This is a genomic window from Paenibacillus sp. W4I10 (assembly GCF_030816325.1).
Classification (GTDB): domain Bacteria; phylum Bacillota; class Bacilli; order Paenibacillales; family Paenibacillaceae; genus Paenibacillus; species Paenibacillus amylolyticus_B.
This window is the reverse complement of record NZ_JAUSXX010000001.1, coordinates 4,633,318-4,653,084: the sequence shown is the minus strand read 5'-3', so window position 1 is coordinate 4,653,084 and position 19,767 is coordinate 4,633,318. Positions and strand designations below refer to the sequence as shown.

Here is a 19,767-nt window from a genome sequence, read left to right as displayed (position 1 = left end):
TGGATTAAATTGAAGAGGGAATGTTAATCCTGGCTTAATTGTGTTGATGAGCTGTAAGTATTGGTATAACAGGAAAAATCACGTTTGATCTCCATGTTGGGTGAAAGTTGACAAACATAACTGTTATTCATATAATGACAGTTATACTTACCTTGGGTTGGAGTTCATCGGTGTTGTAAGCCGGGAAGGAGTAAGTTATGAACAGCGAATTTACCATAGCGGTGCATTGTCTTGTTTTTCTGTCGATGAGAGATGAGTGTATGGCCAATAGTGAAGATTTGTCCCAGAGTGTGGGTACACACCCGGCCAGAGTCCGTAAGGTACTTAGTGTTCTGCGCAAGCATGGTTACCTGACGACCAAGGAAGGTGCTCATGGTGGGTACTTGCTTAACCGTCCAAGTGAAGAGATCAAGCTGGGAGAATTGTACAGACTGGTAGCTGGTGGTTCACTCGGTCCCAACTGGTGCTCAGGGGAGTCCGGTTCATCGTGCGTGGTATCTTCCAATATGCAGGATGTGATGGGGAACATTTATAATGGTGGCGAAGAGGCGCTCAGCGCTTATTTTGATCGTATATCCATTCAGGATGTGAAAGAACGCATAGGTCATGGGGAAACGTTGAACTTATCGCTGAAGGGATTATCTGCAAAGGAGAAGTCCTGACGGGGTCCACAACGAATGTTCCTCCATGAATATGGTCTTGGTTTAGTCAGGCATGGTGGACAAGTTATGGCATTGGCGTGTGCTCCGGTGAAAGATCCATTGATGTTCTCAGGCGATTCCGGGCATAACGTGAACACAGATGGGGAGAGATCGTCTGCGCTGATGTTATTTTCGGAAGGCAAATCCTTGATAGAGTATAATTCAAGATCACCTTGCGAAAGTAAAGAAGTATAAACAATTTAGATTCTGGGGAGTGGAACACATGTCAGGCATTGAAAAAAATGAAACACTTCGCGTTATTAGCGAACGCCATGCTGTCAAAAAGTACGAAAAAGGGTTTGAATTGCCTGAAGCTGATCTCAATGCGATTCTGACAGCAGCTGCGGAAGCACCATCTTCATGGAACCTGCAACACTGGAGATTCCTCGTGATTGAATCCGAAGCAGACAAAGCGAAATTGCTGCCAGTTGCTTATGGTCAAAGTCAGATCGTGGAAAGTTCAGTTACGATTGCTGTTCTTGGAGATTTGGAAGCAAACCGTAACACCGTAATCTACGATCAAGCTGTTGAAGCAGGCGCACTGACTGCTGAGGTTCGTGACGCATTGGTTGGACAGATCAACGGTGCTTACCAAAGCCCGCAAATCGCTCGCGATGAAGCGATCCGCAATGCATCTTTTGCTTCCCAAAATATTATGCTTGCTGCACGCTCCCTGGGTTACGATACATGTCCAATCGGTGGATATAATCCACAAAAACTGATCGAAACATTCAACATTCCTGCACGATTTGTGCCAACGTTGTTGATTACTGTAGGTAAAGCTGCACAACCAGCTCGCCCGTCAGGACGTTTGCCGTTGTCTGAGGTTGTTGTTAAAGGTTCTTTCTAAGTTAGAAAGTTAAATCTGATGATTTTGCATCAGTGATATAAGTATAATTCAAACAGCCGCACTTTCCTGTTGAGGGAAGGTGCGGCTGTTTGGCATATTGAGGTTGTATGGAAAAGTCCACTAACGATGACTCCAATCGAGCGGATTCACCACTCAAGTGAGTTCTTACTTCCACCATGAAAAGATTACTTCTCAGGTGTTTCCGGGATTTGTGGTGCATGGAACGATTCCATGTACTCGATTGCGTTATACATCATCACTGCTGCTTCGGCACGAGTAATCGTTTGTTTGGGTTTGAAGTTTCCGTCGGCATCCAGTTCATTGATCTTGAGAACGAGTGAACGCTGAATGGCACCTTGATACGCTGGCGTAAGTTCCTGTTCGTCGGTAATGTCCACAGGTTTGATATTAATCATCGGCAGACCGCCTTTGGCCTCGATGCCTTGCATCAGGAACAGGGTGAATTGTTCACGAGTAAGCGGTTTGGACGGATCGATATCCTGTGACATCTGAATGCCATTATATTGTGCGCGGATAAATGCATCACTGTACCATACGCCATCTTTTACTTGAGAGAAGTGGTCACTTGGTAGCGGCTGTTTGATAAAACGAATCGTGTCCAGATTCAGATTTAGTCCGTCCGCAATCAGTTGAATGCCCTGAGCGGTATTTAACTCCAGTTCGGGTTTGAACAAGCTGTCGCTCACGCCTTTGATGAATCCATCCTTATGGAGAGATTCGATTTTGTCTGCTCCTGCGATACCTTGAATATCCGTGAATTGGGCCTGCGCAGCGTTGATCGGGCCTGCACTTAGAGACAGCGTGAGCAGAGCTCCTGCAGTTAATGTAGCAAGTATATTTTTTTTCATGATAGGTTCGCCTCACTTTTCCAGGGATGATCCCTTTATATAAAAGTTATTTGCTCCTATAGACGACCCTTCTGTTCAAAAGGTTGCTGCAATTTTCCAACTGAATTTATAATCATTTAGAAAGGGCTAAATGAAGGCACTGCCTCTAACCTTTGGATTTATTTCGGTAATCCGTGGGTGAACGTCCCATCATTTTGCTGAACAGACGGGAGAAGTAGTACGGGTCTTTGAATCCAAGCTCGGAACTGATCTGCTTCACGGTCCAATCGGTAAAATCGAGATAGCGGCAGGAATGCTGAATCTTAAGCCGCAGGAAATAATCGATGGGCGAATGCCCCGTAGCTTGCTTGAATAACTGAGAGTAATGAGGGACAGACAGCCGCGCGTGAGCCGCCAGTTCCTTGAGGGTGATTCCATTCTCCAGGTGCTCCAGCATATATTGAACGGATTGTTCAGCCGCACGTTTGCTGCTCACGATCCCACCATCTGTTCCTGTCGTCTCGGGTCCATAAGCGAGCATACCAAGCATATAACCGATAATCTGGGATGCATATGTCATCGTCTGCATGGAGTAACCCGTCTCAAGTGCGCCGTAACATTCATGAAAAAGCTCAAGCCATTTCTGAGCCTTGGCCGGTGGCATGGTAGTAATATGATGAGTTAACAAGGGTTCTATGTAGGATAAAGCGTGTTCCCCGCGCAGATGAATCCAGAAGATGCTCCATGGTTCAGCTGCGTTGGCACCATACACATGAGGGACATATGCAGGTAATATAACGAGGTTTCCCGGGCTGACATCATATGTCTTGCTGCCATCCATCGTATACCAGCCTGTGCCTTGGACACAGTACATCAGAATGTGTGATTCACAACCATCGGGACGATCACGGTAATGATGCTCCGCTTCGTGAAAGTAACCGATATCGGTAACATATAATCCGGACGTGACCGGATAAGCTGCGGTTTCTTGCAGCAGGGAGTCCGGAAGAACAATGAGTTTTTGCATACGAAATCCGTCAGATTTACGCTGTAGGGGTGGTCTGTTGTTAGGTCTCATACTTTGTATTATGGTGAGAGGCGATAAGGGAGTCAATGACAGATATGAGGGCGCACACCGGGGTTGTTATCGATTTAGAAAGCCACGTTACAGGAAGTGAAGCAGTTGCCCGTGAATTGGGTAAGTACATATCAGTGGGAAAAATCAGAACAGTGAATATACAGGATAAGGGAGAGATTAGATATGGAACCAGTCACAACTCAGGAAACACTTTTCTATACAGGTACGTATGCGTCAGCGGATGAACCAGGAATATACCTATGTGCGTTGAATGCGGATACAGGAAAGATGCGAATCGTCAATCACATGGATGGTGTGGATAATCCGTCTTATCTGGCGCTATGCCCGGATGGAAACTGTCTGTATGTGGCGAGTGAGACGGATGAGGGAGAGGTGTTGGTCTATCGGAGAGATGCGGCAACGAGTGAGCTGCACCTGATGGATCGAAAACAGACCAGAGGGGCTTCAACATGTTATGTGTCTGTCTCCAAGGATGGTCAGTGGGTGTTCTCATCCAACTATAGCAGCGGCAGTGTCAATGTATTCCCGGTTGGCGATCAGGGGACGCTTGGTGAGATGAGTGCATGGGTAGAGCACACGGGAAGTGGAATCAACGAAGAACGCCAGGAAGGGCCGCATGCACACTCCATTCAGCAAGATCCGTCCGGACAGTATGCTGTCGTATGTGACCTCGGTCTGGATCAGATCATTGTGTATCGGTTGGAAGAGGGACGTTTGGTTACCCATCGTGAGATGGATCAGCCACCAGGCGCAGGGCCAAGGCATCTTGTGTTCCATCCCAACTCAAAGTGGGCATATGTAATTAACGAATTGAACAACACGGTTACGGCATTCCTATACGATGAGCGCAGAGGTGAGTTCACTACAGTGCAGCACATTTCCACACTTCCAGAAGGGCATAAAGGAGAGGGTACGGCTGCAGACATCCGTGTATCTCCATGTGGACGTTTCCTGTATGCATCCAATCGGGGAGATGACAGCATCGTACTCTATCATATTGACCAGGAGAGCGGTGAGTTGGAAGCCGTAGAGTGGACGTCCACGATTGGGCAGACACCGCGTAACTTTAATATTTTGCCGGGTGGAATTCTAGTCGTGGCGAATCAGGACAGCAATAACCTCGTAGGTTTCCAGATTAGCGAAGAAGACGGACGTCTGACGCATAACGGGTTCAAGCTGGAACTGCCTCGTCCGGTATGTATTGCTCCTGTGGTATAAAAGTTGTAATACGGTGAAGTAAACGTGGAATATTACATCTAAAAAGTTGTCTAATAAGCTGTGAAATCATGGGGAAACAAATGGTTTTACAGCTTTTATGCGATTAACTTGAAAATCGTGGCTATTATAACATTTTTTATTGACCCTCGTTCGAACGTTCATTATGATCAGAATATAGGGTGATAAAACCTAAAATCTGGATGTTGCACGAAGGGTGGTGCTTTCCTTGGAACCTGCAAATTCAATTCGGGAGCAATTAACCCAGTTTATCGCTAAGAACAGCATGACGCTCTCCCGATTCTCGGAAGTATCGGGCATTAATACAGGCACAATTAGTCGTATTTTACATGGGAATCGTCCCATATCCGTGAGTCAGTTGATTGCAATATCATCAGGAATGGGCGTGGCAGCGGATCATTTTTTTACCGACTATGTGGAAGAATGTTTTGCTTATTCCGTATCCATGCGGCGGATCAGACCGTTTATTCTCCGAAGTGCGGAGTTGAATCGGCTGGACTGCATTGAACAGATTCTTTATCGGCTACTGGACGACCTGGATTATGCGACAGAACTATTTGAGATGGCTGAACAATTATTTGAACAAAATCAGCGGTCTGCGGCGGCATTGTTATATAAGAGTGTGAGCGAGGTTGAGAAATATCAGCATTCTGAACGGCTTGCCATGTGTCAGTATCGAATGTTTCTAATTGGACAAGGAGAGAACCTGGAGGAAAATCTAAGGACGGCTATCTTGTTCGAGCCCTATGTTGACCGGTTGGATGAGAGATACCAATTGGAAGCCTTCAAAGATCTAATTCATGTTTTTGGCTCGGTAAATAAATGGAGCGAAGTTAAAAATTTCGCTGACAAGATGTTACAGTTAGCCAAAATTCAATATGATACAATTAACATTTCGGAACGACAAAATCAGGAGTGGAAACTAACAGTGCGGCCACTTTACTTTTATATACTATATGCATGGTTGATTCAGTCGACGGTATTTGAGGAGCAGGGAGACTATACCAAAGCATTAGAACTTGTGGGGCTTTATGCAAGTGGAAAGAGCTGGGTGCGGGAGGACGATGATGAGTCTCGACGTGTGCTGAAGCAATTCGAAGAATGGGCAACGGCTAATAAGTATCTCTATCAGATGTTATCTGGAGATATAAATGTTGTTAAAGAATATGCAAATTACATCACACAATACCCGGATGAGATATTTTTGGCATTACGTTACATCATCCAGGCAGCGAATAAGTTTAACTGGAATATTGATGATATTTTAGAGCGATTCTCGGATTACATTCCCTTACGTACATACAAGACAGAATTTGGACAATACAACTCTTCAATGATGGATCAAAATTATGCAAAACTTCTAGGGGAATTGGCGATATATTATTTAAATCACAATCGCGATGTTGCAATAAGTCGAATTTTAGAAGGATTGAACTTCTCTATTCAAAAAAATAATGATCTCAATTTCATTAAATATGTGATGGCTTTTCTTGAAAAATGTTTTAGTAGTGAAAATTTTGAAGACAAGGAAAAGCTTAAATTACTGATCAATGAGATGCAGCGAATTAATGCGTGATACAAGTACTACTTTAGTTCTGAATTTATTTAGCATTATGATTACACTGTAATATACTTTACGAAGCCGAAGGAGAAATCCTTTGGCTTTTTTCATATACTACCATTTATTTACTAAATTAGACCTATAGATGGAATTATATGTTTAATTTAAAATAAATGTATTAAAGCGCTTACACAAAAGATGGCGCTACAAGGGCAGCGGGCTTACCACTACAATTGGGGAGGCAATTGTTTATGGGGAATCGATCATCATTGTGGAAGCGCACATTACGTACAGCGGGAGTATCACTACTGAGTTCCGCATTACTGGTCACTTCGCTTGGCTTTGGCAACACGCAAGTAACACATGCAGCGGGAGCAAGGCAGATGGAATATCTGGATCGCGGTGTGGTGGCTGTGAAGACCGGGACAGGTGTGTTTGTCAGTTGGCGGCTTCTGGGAATGGAAGGATCGAATGTATCGTTTAACGTATATCGAGATGGAACCAAGGTGAACGCTACGCCCATAACAAACAGCACCAACCTTCAGGATGCAAGCGGGACAAGCAGTTCCAAATATACGGTTCGCGCTGTAGTCAGTGGAACGGAGCAGGCTGCTTCAGCGGCAGCAAGCGTATGGGGCAATAACTATCTATCTGTACCGCTCAATGTACCCGCAGGTGGGACAACGCCCGATGGAGTAGCCTACACCTACAGTGCCAACGATGCCAGTGCAGGTGACCTGGATGGTGATGGTGAGTATGAATTGATTGTGAAGTGGGACCCTTCCAACTCCAAGGATAACTCCCAGAGCGGTTATACCGGGGAAGTATTTATCGATGCCTACAAATTAAACGGAACACGCCTCTGGCGAATTAGTCTGGGCAAAAATATCCGTGCCGGTGCTCACTACACCCAGTTCATGGTGTATGATCTCGACGGTGATGGCAAAGCCGAAGTTGCGATGAAAACAGCCGATGGCACCAAGGATGGCACTGGCGTGATCATCGGGGATGCAAGCAAGGATTACCGCAATTCCAGTGGTTATGTGTTGTCTGGCCCCGAATTCCTGACGGTCTTCAATGGGCAGACTGGCAAAGCGCTCTCCACGGTGAACTACGAACCGGCGCGCGGCAATGTGTCCGACTGGGGAGATAACTATGGAAACCGGGTGGACCGATTCCTTGCCGCCATTGCTTATCTGGATGGGGAGCGCCCAAGTCTGGTCATGGCGCGTGGGTACTATACGCGAAGTGTGCTTGTGGCCTATAACTGGCGGAATGGACAGCTGACCAAGCAATGGACATTTGATTCCAATACCTCCGGCAATTCAGGTTATGCTGGGCAGGGGAATCATAATCTGAGTGTGGCGGACGTAGACGGAGATGGGAAGGACGAGATCGTTTATGGTGCCATGGCGGTGGATGACAACGGCAAAGGATTGTACACGACAGGACTTCATCATGGTGATGCCATGCATCTGAGTGATCTGGACCCGGACCGCCCTGGACTTGAGGTATTTCAGGTTCATGAGACACCGTCCAATGCCGGAGTGGAATTTCGTGATGCAGGTACAGGCCAGCTAATTTGGGGAGTCAAAACAACGAAGGATATTGGACGTGGCATGGCGGCAGATATCGATCCTAGATATAAAGGCGCCGAAGTATGGGCAGACGGCAGTCTGTACACAGCCAAAGGGCAGAAACTCGGGACAACCCTGCCTTCCTCCACGAATTTTGGAATCTGGTGGGATGGTGATTTGCTCCGTGAACTGCTGGACAGCAACCGAATCGACAAGTGGAATTATGCCAATAGCACAACGGTGAACCTGCTCACCGCATCCGGCGTTTCTTCCAACAACGGCACCAAGTCTACGCCGAATCTGCAGGCCGATCTGTTCGGGGACTGGAGAGAGGAAGTCGTGTGGCGGGCCAATGACAGCTCAGCACTGCGGATCTATACCACAACAGCAGTTACGGACAAACGCATCTATACGCTGATGCATGATCCAGTGTACCGTCTTGGCGTCGCTTGGCAAAATGTAGCCTACAATCAGCCGCCACACACCGGCTTTTATCTGGGAGAAGGCATGAACCCACCACCGGTACCGAATATCCGGTATGCGGGCAGATGAGGAATGGACAAGGTGTGGCTGTCCAATTCCGTACATGTTTATCGTAGCCAGCGAAGCATAGGATTCGCTGAAGGGAACAACGGACGCTGGTTCGTTGTTCCTCTTTTTTTGCCAATAGCCCAGAAATACGGTAAAAATCGGAAAAAACGTTTGACAGGTATATAGACTGCCTTTATTATACGTATATAACTCACTAAACAGGTAGGAATAATAAAAATGAATCTGTTTTCATTGTGAAAGCAGTCATTTGACAGACAGATGCAACAATGCAACCTGAACAGAATAACGTTCTCACCGTATAGACGGAGGAACACCACAGCGCATCCTTTCCAGATGGAGCATGCACGGCCTTAAGCCGGCATGACTTTATGGGGAGAAGTGCGCGGGGGTTCCTCCGTCTTCTTGTTTTTACGGGGCGTTCGATCCTGTTCAGCCGGCCTGAGGTAGTCATGCAGATCTATATCGGGGGAGTGTTATTCATGAAAAAGAGAATTCATAAGGGTATCTTGGTTGGTCTGGCACTTGTGTTAACAGGAGTTCTGGCAGCATGCGGATCAGATAGCGGCGGGTCCAATACGGCAGGAACATCAGGGGGAGCGGAAGGCGGCAAGGAAGGGGCCAAGGCCATCGAGCTGCTGAATGTTTCCTACGATCCAACGCGGGAACTCTATGAGCAATATAACAAAGCGTTTGCGGCGCATTGGTTGAAAGAGAAGGGCCAGGAAGTGACCATCAAGCAATCCCATGGGGGATCGGGCAAACAAAGTCGTTCTGTTATTGACGGACTGGATGCGGACGTGGTGACACTGGCATTGGGATACGATATTGATGCGATTGAAGATAAAGGTCTGATTAATGAAGGCTGGCAGGACAAATACGAGCATAACAGCTCTCCGTATACCTCTACGATTGTGTTCCTTGTACGTAAGGGTAATCCAAAAGGCATTAAGGACTGGGATGATCTGATCAAAGGGGATACCCAAGTCATCACCCCGAATCCCAAAACGTCCGGCGGGGCGCGCTGGAACTATCTGGCGGCATGGGGATATGCCCTTAAGCACAATAACAATGATGAAGAGAAAGCGAAGGCATTTGTTGGTGAATTGTTCAAGCATGCGCCTGTACTGGATTCGGGTGCTCGTGGGTCTACGACAACGTTTGTTGAACGTGGCATTGGTGATGTGTTGCTTGCCTGGGAAAATGAAGCTTTCCTATCGGTAAAGGAGTTGGGTCCGGACAAATTTGATATTGTCGTGCCATCGGTTAGTATCTTGGCCGAACCACCGGTTGCAATTGTGGACAAAAATGCAGACAAAAAAGGAAGCCGCGACGTGGCGGATGCCTATCTGAAATATTTGTACAGTGAAGAAGGACAGACGATTGCCGCTGAAAATTATTACCGCCCAACGCTGGACAGCGTGGAGGAAAAATTCAAGGATCAGTTCCCGGCGCTTGAACTGTTCACGTTGAAAGATGTATTCGGCACATGGCGGGATACTCAGGCCAAACATTTTAATGACGGTGGTATCTTCGACCAGATCTATGTTCCAGGCAGCTAAGGTTGCTCTGTTTAATGAACACCCGATCAATCGCGCTGTGAGCGGCCAACCAGCCCTACCGGCTGAAGGCAGAGAGGATGAACGTGCATGAGCAAGGTGATGGTGGCGCGGAGACGCACATTGCCGGGATTCGGATTAACGATGGGTTACAGTGTGCTCTACCTGAGCCTGGTTGTACTTATTCCACTGGCAGCGCTGTTGTTTAACTCAACAGGGCTGACATGGGCAACCATGATTGAGGTTGCGACCAATCCCAGGGTGTTGGCTTCCTTCCAGGTCAGCTTTCTGACCGCAGGTGCAGCGGCGCTGATTGATCTCGTGCTGGGGTTACTCCTGGCATGGGTGCTTGTTCGGTATGAATTCCCGGGCAAAAGGCTGTTTGATGCGGTCATTGATCTGCCATTTGCCTTGCCGACAGCGGTAGCAGGGGTTGCTCTTACGGCGATCTATGCCGGCAATGGCTGGATTGGGCAGTTTGTAGAGCCTTTGGGTATCAAGCTCGCCTATTCACAGGCCGGGATTACACTGGCGCTGATGTTTATCGGAATTCCGTTCGTGGTTCGTACGGTGCAACCGGTGTTGGAGGAGCTGGAGGCAGAGGTGGAAGAAGCGGCTGCCACACTGGGAGCAGGAAGATGGCGGATATTCCGCACGATTCTGCTGCCGGATCTGATCCCCCCGTTGTTAACGGGATTTGCTCTGGCTTTTGCCCGGGGTATTGGCGAATATGGTTCGGTTGTATTTATCTCAGGTAATATGCCGATGAAAACGGAGATTGCCCCCTTGTTGATCATGGCCAAGCTGGAGCAGTTCGATTATGCAGGCGCTACAGCTGTAGCTTTGCTGCTGCTTCTCGTTTCTTTCATCCTGCTGTTGATCATTAATTCCTTGCAGCGTTGGAGCCGGAAGGCGGGAAGGGCATGACAATGAAGCATGGTGGAATAAGGATATTAAACGAAGTCACTCACCCAAACCAAAGGAGGTGCAGCATATGGCGGGTTCTGTCCCACTAAGCCCTGTTCCACCCGTACGAGCTGGCCGTGGAACAAACCGTGCAACAACGGAAGCTCCATGGGTCAAATGGTTGTTGATTGGACTGGCAAGCCTGGTACTCATATGGCTGCTTATTTTACCACTGGCCATTGTGCTCATGGAGGCGTTGAAGCAGGGCTGGGGTGTGTACATCGCGGCTCTTACCGAGCCGGATGCCATGTCTGCACTGAAACTCACGTTATTGGTTGCGGCGATTACAGTGCCGCTGAATACGATATTTGGTGTGGCCGCTGCATGGGTCATTACCAAGTTCCAGTTCAAGGGCAAGGGACTCATGATCACCCTGATTGATCTTCCCTTTTCCATCTCGCCTGTGGTGGGCGGGTTGATTTTTGTATTGGTCTTTGGTTCGAATGGGTGGTTTGGGCCGTGGCTGTCCGAACATGATATCAAAATCATTTTTGCGCTGCCAGGCATTGTGATTGCAACGCTGTTTATTACCTTCCCGTTTGTAGCGAGGGAGTTGATTCCACTAATGGAGGACCAGGGAACCCGGGAAGAGGAAGCAGCGGTTACGCTAGGTGCTTCCGGGTGGCGAATCTTCTGGAGTGTAACCTTGCCCAACATCAAATGGGGGCTGCTATACGGCATTATTCTGTGTAATGCCCGTGCCATGGGCGAGTTCGGAGCCGTATCTGTGGTGTCCGGGCATATCCGCGGGGAGACCAATACGTTACCACTTCATGTCGAGATTTTGTATAACGAATATCAATTCTCGGCTTCGTTTGCCGTAGCGTCACTGCTCCTGATTCTGGCTCTCGCCACGTTGTTGCTCAAGAGCTGGCTTGGTCACAAAGCTGTTTCAGAAAAGTGACTATGAGAAGAAGAAAATACAGATTGACAGCTACTGGAAGCCCTGCTAATGTATAAACCAAGTATATAGGTTGGATAAGAGTGATTTATAAATCCGTTGGATGACAGCGTACTTAGGAATATGGCGGGCAGTAGCCCGAGAAGAGGAGGTGGCTCTATGGCTAAGCCGTTAAAAGTGGATGAGGTATGGTTGGACCGAATTGCCGGACAGCTGAATGACATGGAGTTTGGTTCTTTGCATATCGTAGTGCACGAAGGTCAGATTGTGCAGATGGAGCGGACCGAACGCAAGCGTTTTGAAAACACGCCCTCAGGCAGCGCCTCCAAATCCGGAAGCACGGCACGAAGCAGTTCAGCCCGTTCACTACGTGGATCAAATGCGAGTGCGAAGGGATAGAGAGTGACGTGGCATGAGGGAATCAAGGATGGGTGCATAGGAACACAAATGTATACTTTTCAGAAACTCATGGGAAATGCATGTTCCAGATCTTCCTACCTATTGTGCACGACCTGTCTCCATATGCTCCTTATACCAATGATTCGCTTCAAGCAGCACCTGTTGCCCACCTGCATCCATGAATTCTTCCACAAAGGTATCGAAATACCCCACAGGCTGATCGCCAGTGATGATGGAGATGTACGCTCTGTCTCTCATGCGAATCAATTCAGATGAATATTGAATCAGGGCAGGGGTTGCAACCTCCAGGCGATTATAGATACCATTCTCCGTCAACCCTGCAGATGCAGCCCACTGTTCACGTTTATCCGAGGGTGTACCTGGAACCGTCATGCCGATACTTGAGCCGATCATATTAATATAATTCTCCATTCTGTTGTATGGGTAAAGTAAATAAAACGAATTTGAATCTTCAGCGCTCCAATTCCAGTGTTTTCCTGGAAGGCCATACTCCATTTTGATCTGCTCCACCGGATCGGGGTTGGCACTTACATAATCGAGTATCTCCAAAATTTTCTCCAGTTTTCCTGGCTCCTTCGCAGCCTCAGCGCCTATAGCAATAAAATTCATCAGCAGATTATTCCCTTTTGAACCGCTATGTCCATCAGGACCAATAACAGGAGAACCAAATACAACCTCTGCAGTTGCATTCTTCTGTAGCAACTCATTAACATTGAACGAGGCTCCCACTGGAGTTTCTTGGCCATTTTCATTAAGGACACTGTAGTCTCCCTCTTGATTCCAATGATAGTAGTTGCCCATCGAGGTCATCCCAATTTTTCCATTAATAAAAGCATGGGACAGATGTTTATATCCACCTTTATTCTCACCGGTTATAAACTCGGGATCGATAACCCCGTCCCGATACCACTTTTGCATATAAACCAATGCTTTTTTCATCTCCGGCTCCAAAGCACCGATCACAAGTTGGTTGTTTTTTTCATTAAAATACAGTTGCTCGGTGAAAACGGACTGTCCAAAAGCACCAAACACGACATTTAAGCCCTCTCTGGATAGGCCATACGTATCTTGTTTACCATTTCCGTCCGGATCATCTTTGGCAAAAGCATACATGACCGTTTCAAATTCATCTAATGTCTTGGGCACCTCCAGACCGAGCTGCTTAAGCCAGTCCTCTCGGTATACAACAGGGGTTCGATAGATGTTGGTCTGATTAATGGCCGGAATTCCATATAAGGAGTCGTTTATTTTTCCATACTCTAGGTAACGTGAATCATAATCGCGAATTCGCTGCACGATATTTGGCGCATATTGTTCAAAGACTTCCGGGGAGATTTCCGCTAAGACCCCTTGCATTTGATACTTAAGCAGATCATGCGGTTGTCTGATCCGGAACAGATCAGGTATTTTCCCTTGAGCAAGCTCCAGATCCAGCAGTTCCTCGTACCGCCTGTTCTCAAGGTTCCACACCTCCAGATCGACATCAAACCGATCTTCAATATAGGTAATCATCTCAGCGTTCTCAGGAACAGGGATATTTTGATGCATGGTCCAGGAAATCGTATATTGAGGAGCTGTATCCTTCTCAGAGCTTGCTGAATGTTCCTGCTGTTGCATTTGTGATCCTTCTCTGTTTAGAACGGTACAACCGCTCATCAATCCAATAAGAATAGATGTAGCAAACAATAGATATAGTTTTTTTGAAAGGTTGAGGTTCATAGCAGCTCCTTTCCTGATTTTAAATTCTATATAAGTTCAATTAAAGAGTATTTACACGGACACTCCAATGACAGAACAACCTTCCGATCGCTGTTATTCCCAGATTTCTTTTGATCCCTTTCTAAAGGGGGAAATCCGGGAATAAAGGCGCACGCTTCGCTTCTTCAGGTTCTTTCTGTCCTCTCCGTTATTGTGTAAATGTTAAACTGAACCTATATAGATCCCTGTTCCATTAGACTGCGCATGAAGTTTTTTGGTGTACAGCCGTGAATTTCTTTGAACTTCTTAATGAAATAGGCAGGGGTACGGTAACCGACCGTACTTGCGACCTGCTCAACCGTAATTTCACGCTGTGTCATGAGTTCCCGTGCGCGTTCCATTCGCTGATTCGTAACATATTCGGAATAAACAATCCCGGTTTCTTCCTTGAAAAGTTTACTGAGATATTTAGGGCTGATGAATACTTGCTCTGAAACATGATCCAGCGTGAGATCGCCCGATAAGTGCTCGTGAATATAGGCTTTGACAGCCGAGATGGTATCCACACTTCGTACCTCACTTCGCTTCTCCATATGCATCACAAATTCGGTCACGAGATGAATCATCCATTCTGAATAGCGGTTGATATTGTAGAACAATGAAAATTGCTTGTACAGATTCAATGAACTCGCCTCGGCGGGTTGCAGGCGCACCTGATGAATACACTCAGCGTAAATAGATACCGTTTTTAATAATATGATCCGACTGTATTCGGCGGAATAGGGGCCTTCCTTTATTGTCGCGACCAATTCCTGAATGGCCTCAACTGTGCCTTGCACATCCCGAGCCTGCAATTTCTTTTCAAAGTTTACCAGGTATGACTCCGGAATTTCCAAACTGCTGGCTTCCCTGTTCAGAAGATCAAGATTCTGAATGGCAGACTGCTCGGGAAAGAAGTAGCTGTATCGAATCAGGGTATTCGCCTGATGATAGCTTGTGTGAATCTTCGTAAAGTGTTCTACCCATCCGCCTAACGATAGTACAAATTCCAGACCAAATCTGCTGCTCGCCTCAGCGTGAATAAAGTCTACAATGTGATCAGAGAGAGGTTCTTCGGGTTGGTTGGTACAGATGATTACTGCTATTTTGTGATCCTGCAATTCCTCTGCCAGCAGTTGAGTTCCATCCATTTCTGCAATCTCCAGCTGCTGGATCATCGTATACAACGTATGCTGCAACTGTCGTGGCTGCAGATCCTTCCACTTCTCATTAACGGGGTCAATGACGATGCAGCGGAAGCGAGAGTAGGCCATTGAAATGTGAACAGACTGGAGCTGTTCCGTAAGTTCCTCGGGTGTAAATCGATTATTTAACATATTAAGCATGATACTATGCTTAATCATCTTGTGATTGGCTTGGAGTGTTTCTTCAAGACTATCAACTTTATTGGACAGACTGTTAAACGTTGTATCGATGAACCGGTATTCGTCCTGCTTTAAGCTGGCTGGGCTATCCATCCGGCTCTTGATGTTATTCATGATTCGTTTAAGAGGACTATAGTTGGCCCTGGTAAAGATGGACGACATCGCTATCCCAACCGCGACAGCCAACAAGCCGAGAAGAACCGAAATTTCTTTTAAGCTATCCAATTTATAATAGAAGCTTTCATTCGGTGTGGTTGTGTAGATTCTCCATGCATTTCCTTTAAATTGATCTTGGGTAACGACATGAGAGTCATAGTTAAATACAGGCGTGAAGCTCTCATCTGAAGAATGAAAGGTGAGCAGCGACTGCGTCAGATTCTCCTCCGTGGAGCTGCCTATCAACGTTTTGTCCGCGGCGGATATGACGGTTCCGTCCTGATCGATGATTAATGTATTCGCATAGTCAGCAGGGAGCATATTTTTAATGATCTGACTGATCGCTGATTCTTTGATATCAATCGCAATCATGGCTTTGCTCTCTTGTCCAGACGATTGAAACGGGTAACTATGGACATAGGAAATTAGAGGACTCATGTTGCCCTGTTCTCGTGATTCGATATAAGCATCCTGAGGCACCATGCGAGTCTTCATCCATAAAGAGCTTTCTGGAGTCTCTTTCATCGCAGCAATCCAATCCGTCGTATGATCCATACTCGAAGGCGTGTCCTCATAGAGCAATAGCCCATATACAGATGAGACGATGAAGTGGTTCTTCGTATCGTACACATGAATAGCTTCAATGAGATCGGAATAATTTTGCACCATATTTTTGAGGGACTGTTCGATGTCCAGGATTTTGCTATGGTTTCCTTTTAAGCTATCTAAGTCGATACTTGCGGCGTTACCGAGTGCCAGGGACAGATAGACCTGATTCACCTTCTGGATCACAGAGCTCTCAATATAATTGACAGTGCTTTTCAGCGACAGCTGATTATTGATTCGAATTTCTTTGCTGTATTGATGGGAGAAGAAGAGGTATAGAATGGAGCCGAAAAGAAGCGCAATGACAAGAACGACAGCAAGGTAGGAAAGAACCATCTTGGATCTCACAGACTGAAATGGCTTATGCATTCTTTTTCCCCCTTCGTTTCTCGTGTCTAAACAACTTCATCATTATATAGCAGGCCGAGGACTAGAAATCATGTTGATCGAAATTTAACAAACTTCTTCTCCACATTTTACACTAATTTAATAAAGCGTTTACATAAAAGGATATTATAATTAACGAAAGTAGTATCTCCTCTGTTTTTTGAGGGCAGAAATCATCGGAACGTACGATTTTGATATAAAACGGAATTTGTTCTATAGATGCGAAACGCTCCCTAATGCTACAGTAACGGCAGATCAGACATCTGTATAGAGACTTTCTTACTTATTTGCAGATGCAGAAGCAAAAAAATAATTTACCATAATGGGAGCGTGTATTTGCAAGCCATGAGAAAACCACTTAAAAAGTCACTGGCATTACTTCTAATGTTGTCTATGGTAGGTCCGACATTTGCAGAGAAGAGTTTTGCAGCCGATCAGAAGATTCAGTTTTCTGATATTAAGGGACACTGGGCGGAAGCAAATATTCAAGCATGGGGTGATGAAGGATTAATTCGAGGTTACCTGGATCGTTCATTCAAACCGAACACGTATATTACCAGAGCAGAATTTATGAATTTGGTAAACGGTGCTTTTGGGTATTCCGGACAAGCTAAAATTACCTTTAACGATGTGTCTGAGAGTGCATGGTATTACGAAGCAATTTCTATTGCAAATGCAAATGGATATATAGATGGATACACCGATGGCACAATGAAGCCGCAAGATCCGATCACCCGTCAAGAAGCAGCTAAAGTGATTGCCGGTATTCTAAATTTGGAATTGAATGAAACAGCAGCAAATGTCTTTAGCGATTCATCGTCTATTGCAGCGTGGAGCAAGGGAGCTGTAGGTGGAGCGGCAGCAGCGAAAATTATCGCTGGTTATGCAGATGGAAGCTTCAAACCGCTTAATTCCATTACTCGTGCCGAAGCAGTATCAGCACTCGTTAAGGCTGTAGAGACAGATTCGACTACAGCTGCCAAACCAGCTAAGCCAAAAGGAACGGCATCCGTACTGAATGTTAATCCCCCAGCAGATGAAGCCCGTTTGTCTGCCGTGAAGCACGGAGCCAATGCTGGAGACGACACCTTGAAAAATATTGCGGAGACCAATCCGTTTATTGATATTTTGGACGGTTTTGATCAAGTATGGTCCATGAACCAAGCGGACTGGAGAGATGGAACGGCGGCAACCAAAATTGGAGCTGACGGAAAGAATGCAAAGTATGGAGATGGACCGTCCCCATATTATGACGGCTTTAAGAATGATCCAACCGTAGCCGTCGCTGATCAGAAAACATATGCAAATGAAGAGATCCGAAACAAAGCGACTTGGGAAGCCAATATCAGATATGTAGAAAAGGTCACGCAAAACCGCACGGGTGAAGAGGCTTTGGCAGCCTACTATGATGACCAAAGAGATAAGATCTATAGCGTGATGGAGGGCTTTGGTCCGTTGGCTAACACGTATGTAGATATCATCAAGCCGAAGACAAACGTTGAACGAACGGTGGACGAGATGAATGTGGTATTGACCGAAGAAACAGTGGAAGATGAAAGCCAAGGTATTGGAGATTGGGATGAACAAACGGAGCTTTCAGACTTGGTCAATTTGGTTGATCTGGTTCGATTCAAAATTCCTGCATCATCTAATCCCTCTAAATATTTCTACTCTTCCCCTAGACCGTGGAGAATGAATTCCAATGGAGAAGTGAAAGAAGTGGTTGACAGCAAAGGACTGCCTGTATGGGAAACCTTGGGCGAAGGTGAGAAAAAAGAAGTACCTCTGGCTTCAGGCGGCACCAAATCAACCGGAGAAAAACATTACCAGCAATACGAAACCAACGTTAAGCTTATTCCTGCCTTAACTTATGTCAAACGAATCGCTGAGGATGGAAGAGGAAAAGATGGCGGATTTCCGAGCGGACATACAAGCGCAGCCTACTTATCCGTATTTCCTTTGGCATACGCTACGCCAGAACGATTCGCTGAATTGTTAACGAGAGCAGCTCAGCTGGGTGAGAATCGCATCGTAGCAGGGATGCACTCACCACTTGATGTTATAGGAGGAAGAATACAATCCACAGCCATGGCTGCATATGCACTTAATCAGGCTGATAACAGAGAAGTGTTAGAGAAAGGCTATGAGAATGCAGGAGAAGTATTTGGAGCTGCAGCCAAGGATAAAAATATGAGTCTGTATGAATATGCACACACCGTAACAGAGGATTACACGTTTAAGAGTGCTTACGATGAACACAAATGGGAAGATCATGATGCCAATAAAGCCTTCTATAGAGAAAAGATGACTTACGGTCTACCACAAACCGGAACCAAAGGTTTGGCTCCAGTTGTACCGCAAGGAGCAGAAGCCCTGTTAGAAACACGTCAACCGTATTTAACAGATGAGCAACGCAGACAAGTATTGTATACAACATCCATTGACTCTGGATATCCTGTACTGGATGAATCCAAGGGCTGGGGTAGAATTGATCTGGTCACGGCTGCGGATGGATACGGTGCATTCTTGAACAATGTAACCGTGGATATGGACGCTTCCAAAGGGCGCTTCAATGCACAAGACTGGTGGAGAAATAACATTACCGGCAGTGGAATGCTCACGAAAAAGGGAACAGGTTCACTGACACTAACAGGCAACAATAGCTACACAGGCGGAACGTTGCTGCAAGCCGGAACACTGGTAGCTGAATCTGCGACTGCTTTTGGTACGGGTGATCTGTATGTAGAAAATGGAACAGTTGTCGTGGATGTGAATGGAGCACTCAACTTAAATAGAAACTTTACCATGGATAACGGTACGTTGGAATTGGTAGTGACTGACAACAACAGTCAGTTGAATGTCGGCAGAAAGCTCTATATTGATGGAGGAAGCCTGAATCTGGACTTGTCCAACTATAAGATCGAAGGTTCCAAAGATATTACGTTAATCACGGCGAATGGAATTACAGGTGAATTCGACAGTGTAACGGCAGATGGTTATAACGTTACGGTCACATACGAAAAAGGTCGTATCATTGCACATGTTGTAGCCAAATAAGCGAAGTAATTATCCATTATATAAATTGAACTAAAAAATATTACACATGCCACTTCGATGACAGAATAAGCTTCCGATAATTCTTCGCAAGACAAAATTAGTAATATAAAAAAGGGCTGAAACTACAATGTAGTTTCAGCCCCTTTTTTACGTGGGAAGAGACATGCAGAAT

Annotated in this window: 14 protein-coding genes; 10 read left to right on the top strand and 4 right to left on the bottom strand. The window is 46.1% G+C overall.

The features are described 5' to 3' along the window. Positions 1–197: 197 nt before the first annotated feature. Positions 198–662, top strand: coding sequence for an RrF2 family transcriptional regulator (locus tag QF049_RS20820; protein ID WP_307540255.1), 465 nt, complete (start codon positions 198–200; stop codon positions 660–662). A gap of 262 nt (positions 663–924) precedes the next feature. Further along, positions 925–1,551, top strand: a complete 627-nt coding sequence (locus QF049_RS20815; protein WP_076215923.1) for a nitroreductase family protein — start codon at positions 925–927, stop codon at positions 1,549–1,551. Positions 1,552–1,736: 185 nt separating this feature from the next. Here QF049_RS20815 and QF049_RS20810 read toward each other — a convergent pair whose 3' ends face one another. Both QF049_RS20810 and QF049_RS20805 read right to left on the bottom strand, forming a co-directional pair. Next, positions 1,737–2,420 (bottom strand): S-layer homology domain-containing protein, encoded by a 684-nt coding sequence (locus QF049_RS20810; RefSeq protein WP_307540250.1) that lies wholly within the window; start codon positions 2,418–2,420, stop codon positions 1,737–1,739. Between the two features lie 145 nt (positions 2,421–2,565). After that, a complete protein-coding gene (locus tag QF049_RS20805) occupies positions 2,566–3,426 on the bottom strand; it encodes an AraC family transcriptional regulator (protein WP_181155567.1) in 861 nt (286 codons plus the stop codon). A gap of 234 nt (positions 3,427–3,660) precedes the next feature. Here QF049_RS20805 and QF049_RS20800 point away from each other — a divergent pair, with 234 nt between their 5' ends. From QF049_RS20800 to QF049_RS20770, 7 genes are all read left to right on the top strand, one after another. Continuing rightward, complete coding sequence (locus QF049_RS20800) at positions 3,661–4,716, top strand: lactonase family protein (protein WP_307540244.1); 1,056 nt, start codon at positions 3,661–3,663, stop codon at positions 4,714–4,716. A 367-nt stretch (positions 4,717–5,083) separates the two neighbouring features. Further along, the gene (locus QF049_RS20795) at positions 5,084–6,310 is read left to right on the top strand and encodes a transcriptional regulator (RefSeq protein ID WP_307540242.1); all 1,227 of its coding nucleotides are present in this window, start codon (positions 5,084–5,086) and stop codon (positions 6,308–6,310) included. Between the two features lie 236 nt (positions 6,311–6,546). Continuing rightward, entirely contained in the window at positions 6,547–8,424 is a 1,878-nt protein-coding gene (locus QF049_RS20790) for a rhamnogalacturonan lyase (protein WP_373428278.1), read from the top strand. Between the two features lie 479 nt (positions 8,425–8,903). Next, positions 8,904–9,983: a sulfate ABC transporter substrate-binding protein gene (locus QF049_RS20785; protein WP_307540240.1), complete on the top strand. Its 1,080-nt coding sequence runs from the start codon at positions 8,904–8,906 to the stop codon at positions 9,981–9,983. An 87-nt stretch (positions 9,984–10,070) separates the two neighbouring features. Further along, positions 10,071–10,907, top strand: a complete 837-nt coding sequence (cysT, locus tag QF049_RS20780) for a sulfate ABC transporter permease subunit CysT (RefSeq protein WP_145325621.1) — start codon at positions 10,071–10,073, stop codon at positions 10,905–10,907. Positions 10,908–10,974: 67 nt separating this feature from the next. Further along, positions 10,975–11,850: a sulfate ABC transporter permease subunit CysW gene (gene cysW / locus QF049_RS20775; RefSeq protein WP_074093283.1), complete on the top strand. Its 876-nt coding sequence runs from the start codon at positions 10,975–10,977 to the stop codon at positions 11,848–11,850. A gap of 156 nt (positions 11,851–12,006) precedes the next feature. Further along, a complete protein-coding gene (locus QF049_RS20770; protein WP_036607453.1) occupies positions 12,007–12,246 on the top strand; it encodes a YezD family protein in 240 nt (79 codons plus the stop codon). Positions 12,247–12,345: 99 nt separating this feature from the next. Here QF049_RS20770 and QF049_RS20765 read toward each other — a convergent pair whose 3' ends face one another. Both QF049_RS20765 and QF049_RS20760 read right to left on the bottom strand, forming a co-directional pair. Continuing rightward, the gene (locus tag QF049_RS20765) at positions 12,346–13,884 is read right to left on the bottom strand and encodes an extracellular solute-binding protein (protein WP_307540236.1); all 1,539 of its coding nucleotides are present in this window, start codon (positions 13,882–13,884) and stop codon (positions 12,346–12,348) included. A gap of 314 nt (positions 13,885–14,198) precedes the next feature. Continuing rightward, positions 14,199–16,520, bottom strand: coding sequence for an AraC family transcriptional regulator (locus QF049_RS20760; protein WP_307540234.1), 2,322 nt, complete (start codon positions 16,518–16,520; stop codon positions 14,199–14,201). A gap of 363 nt (positions 16,521–16,883) precedes the next feature. On the opposite strand from QF049_RS20760, the gene QF049_RS20755 reads away from it, so the two are divergent. Next, a complete protein-coding gene (locus tag QF049_RS20755) occupies positions 16,884–19,595 on the top strand; it encodes an S-layer homology domain-containing protein (protein ID WP_307540232.1) in 2,712 nt (903 codons plus the stop codon). The last annotated feature ends 172 nt before the right edge of the window (positions 19,596–19,767 follow it).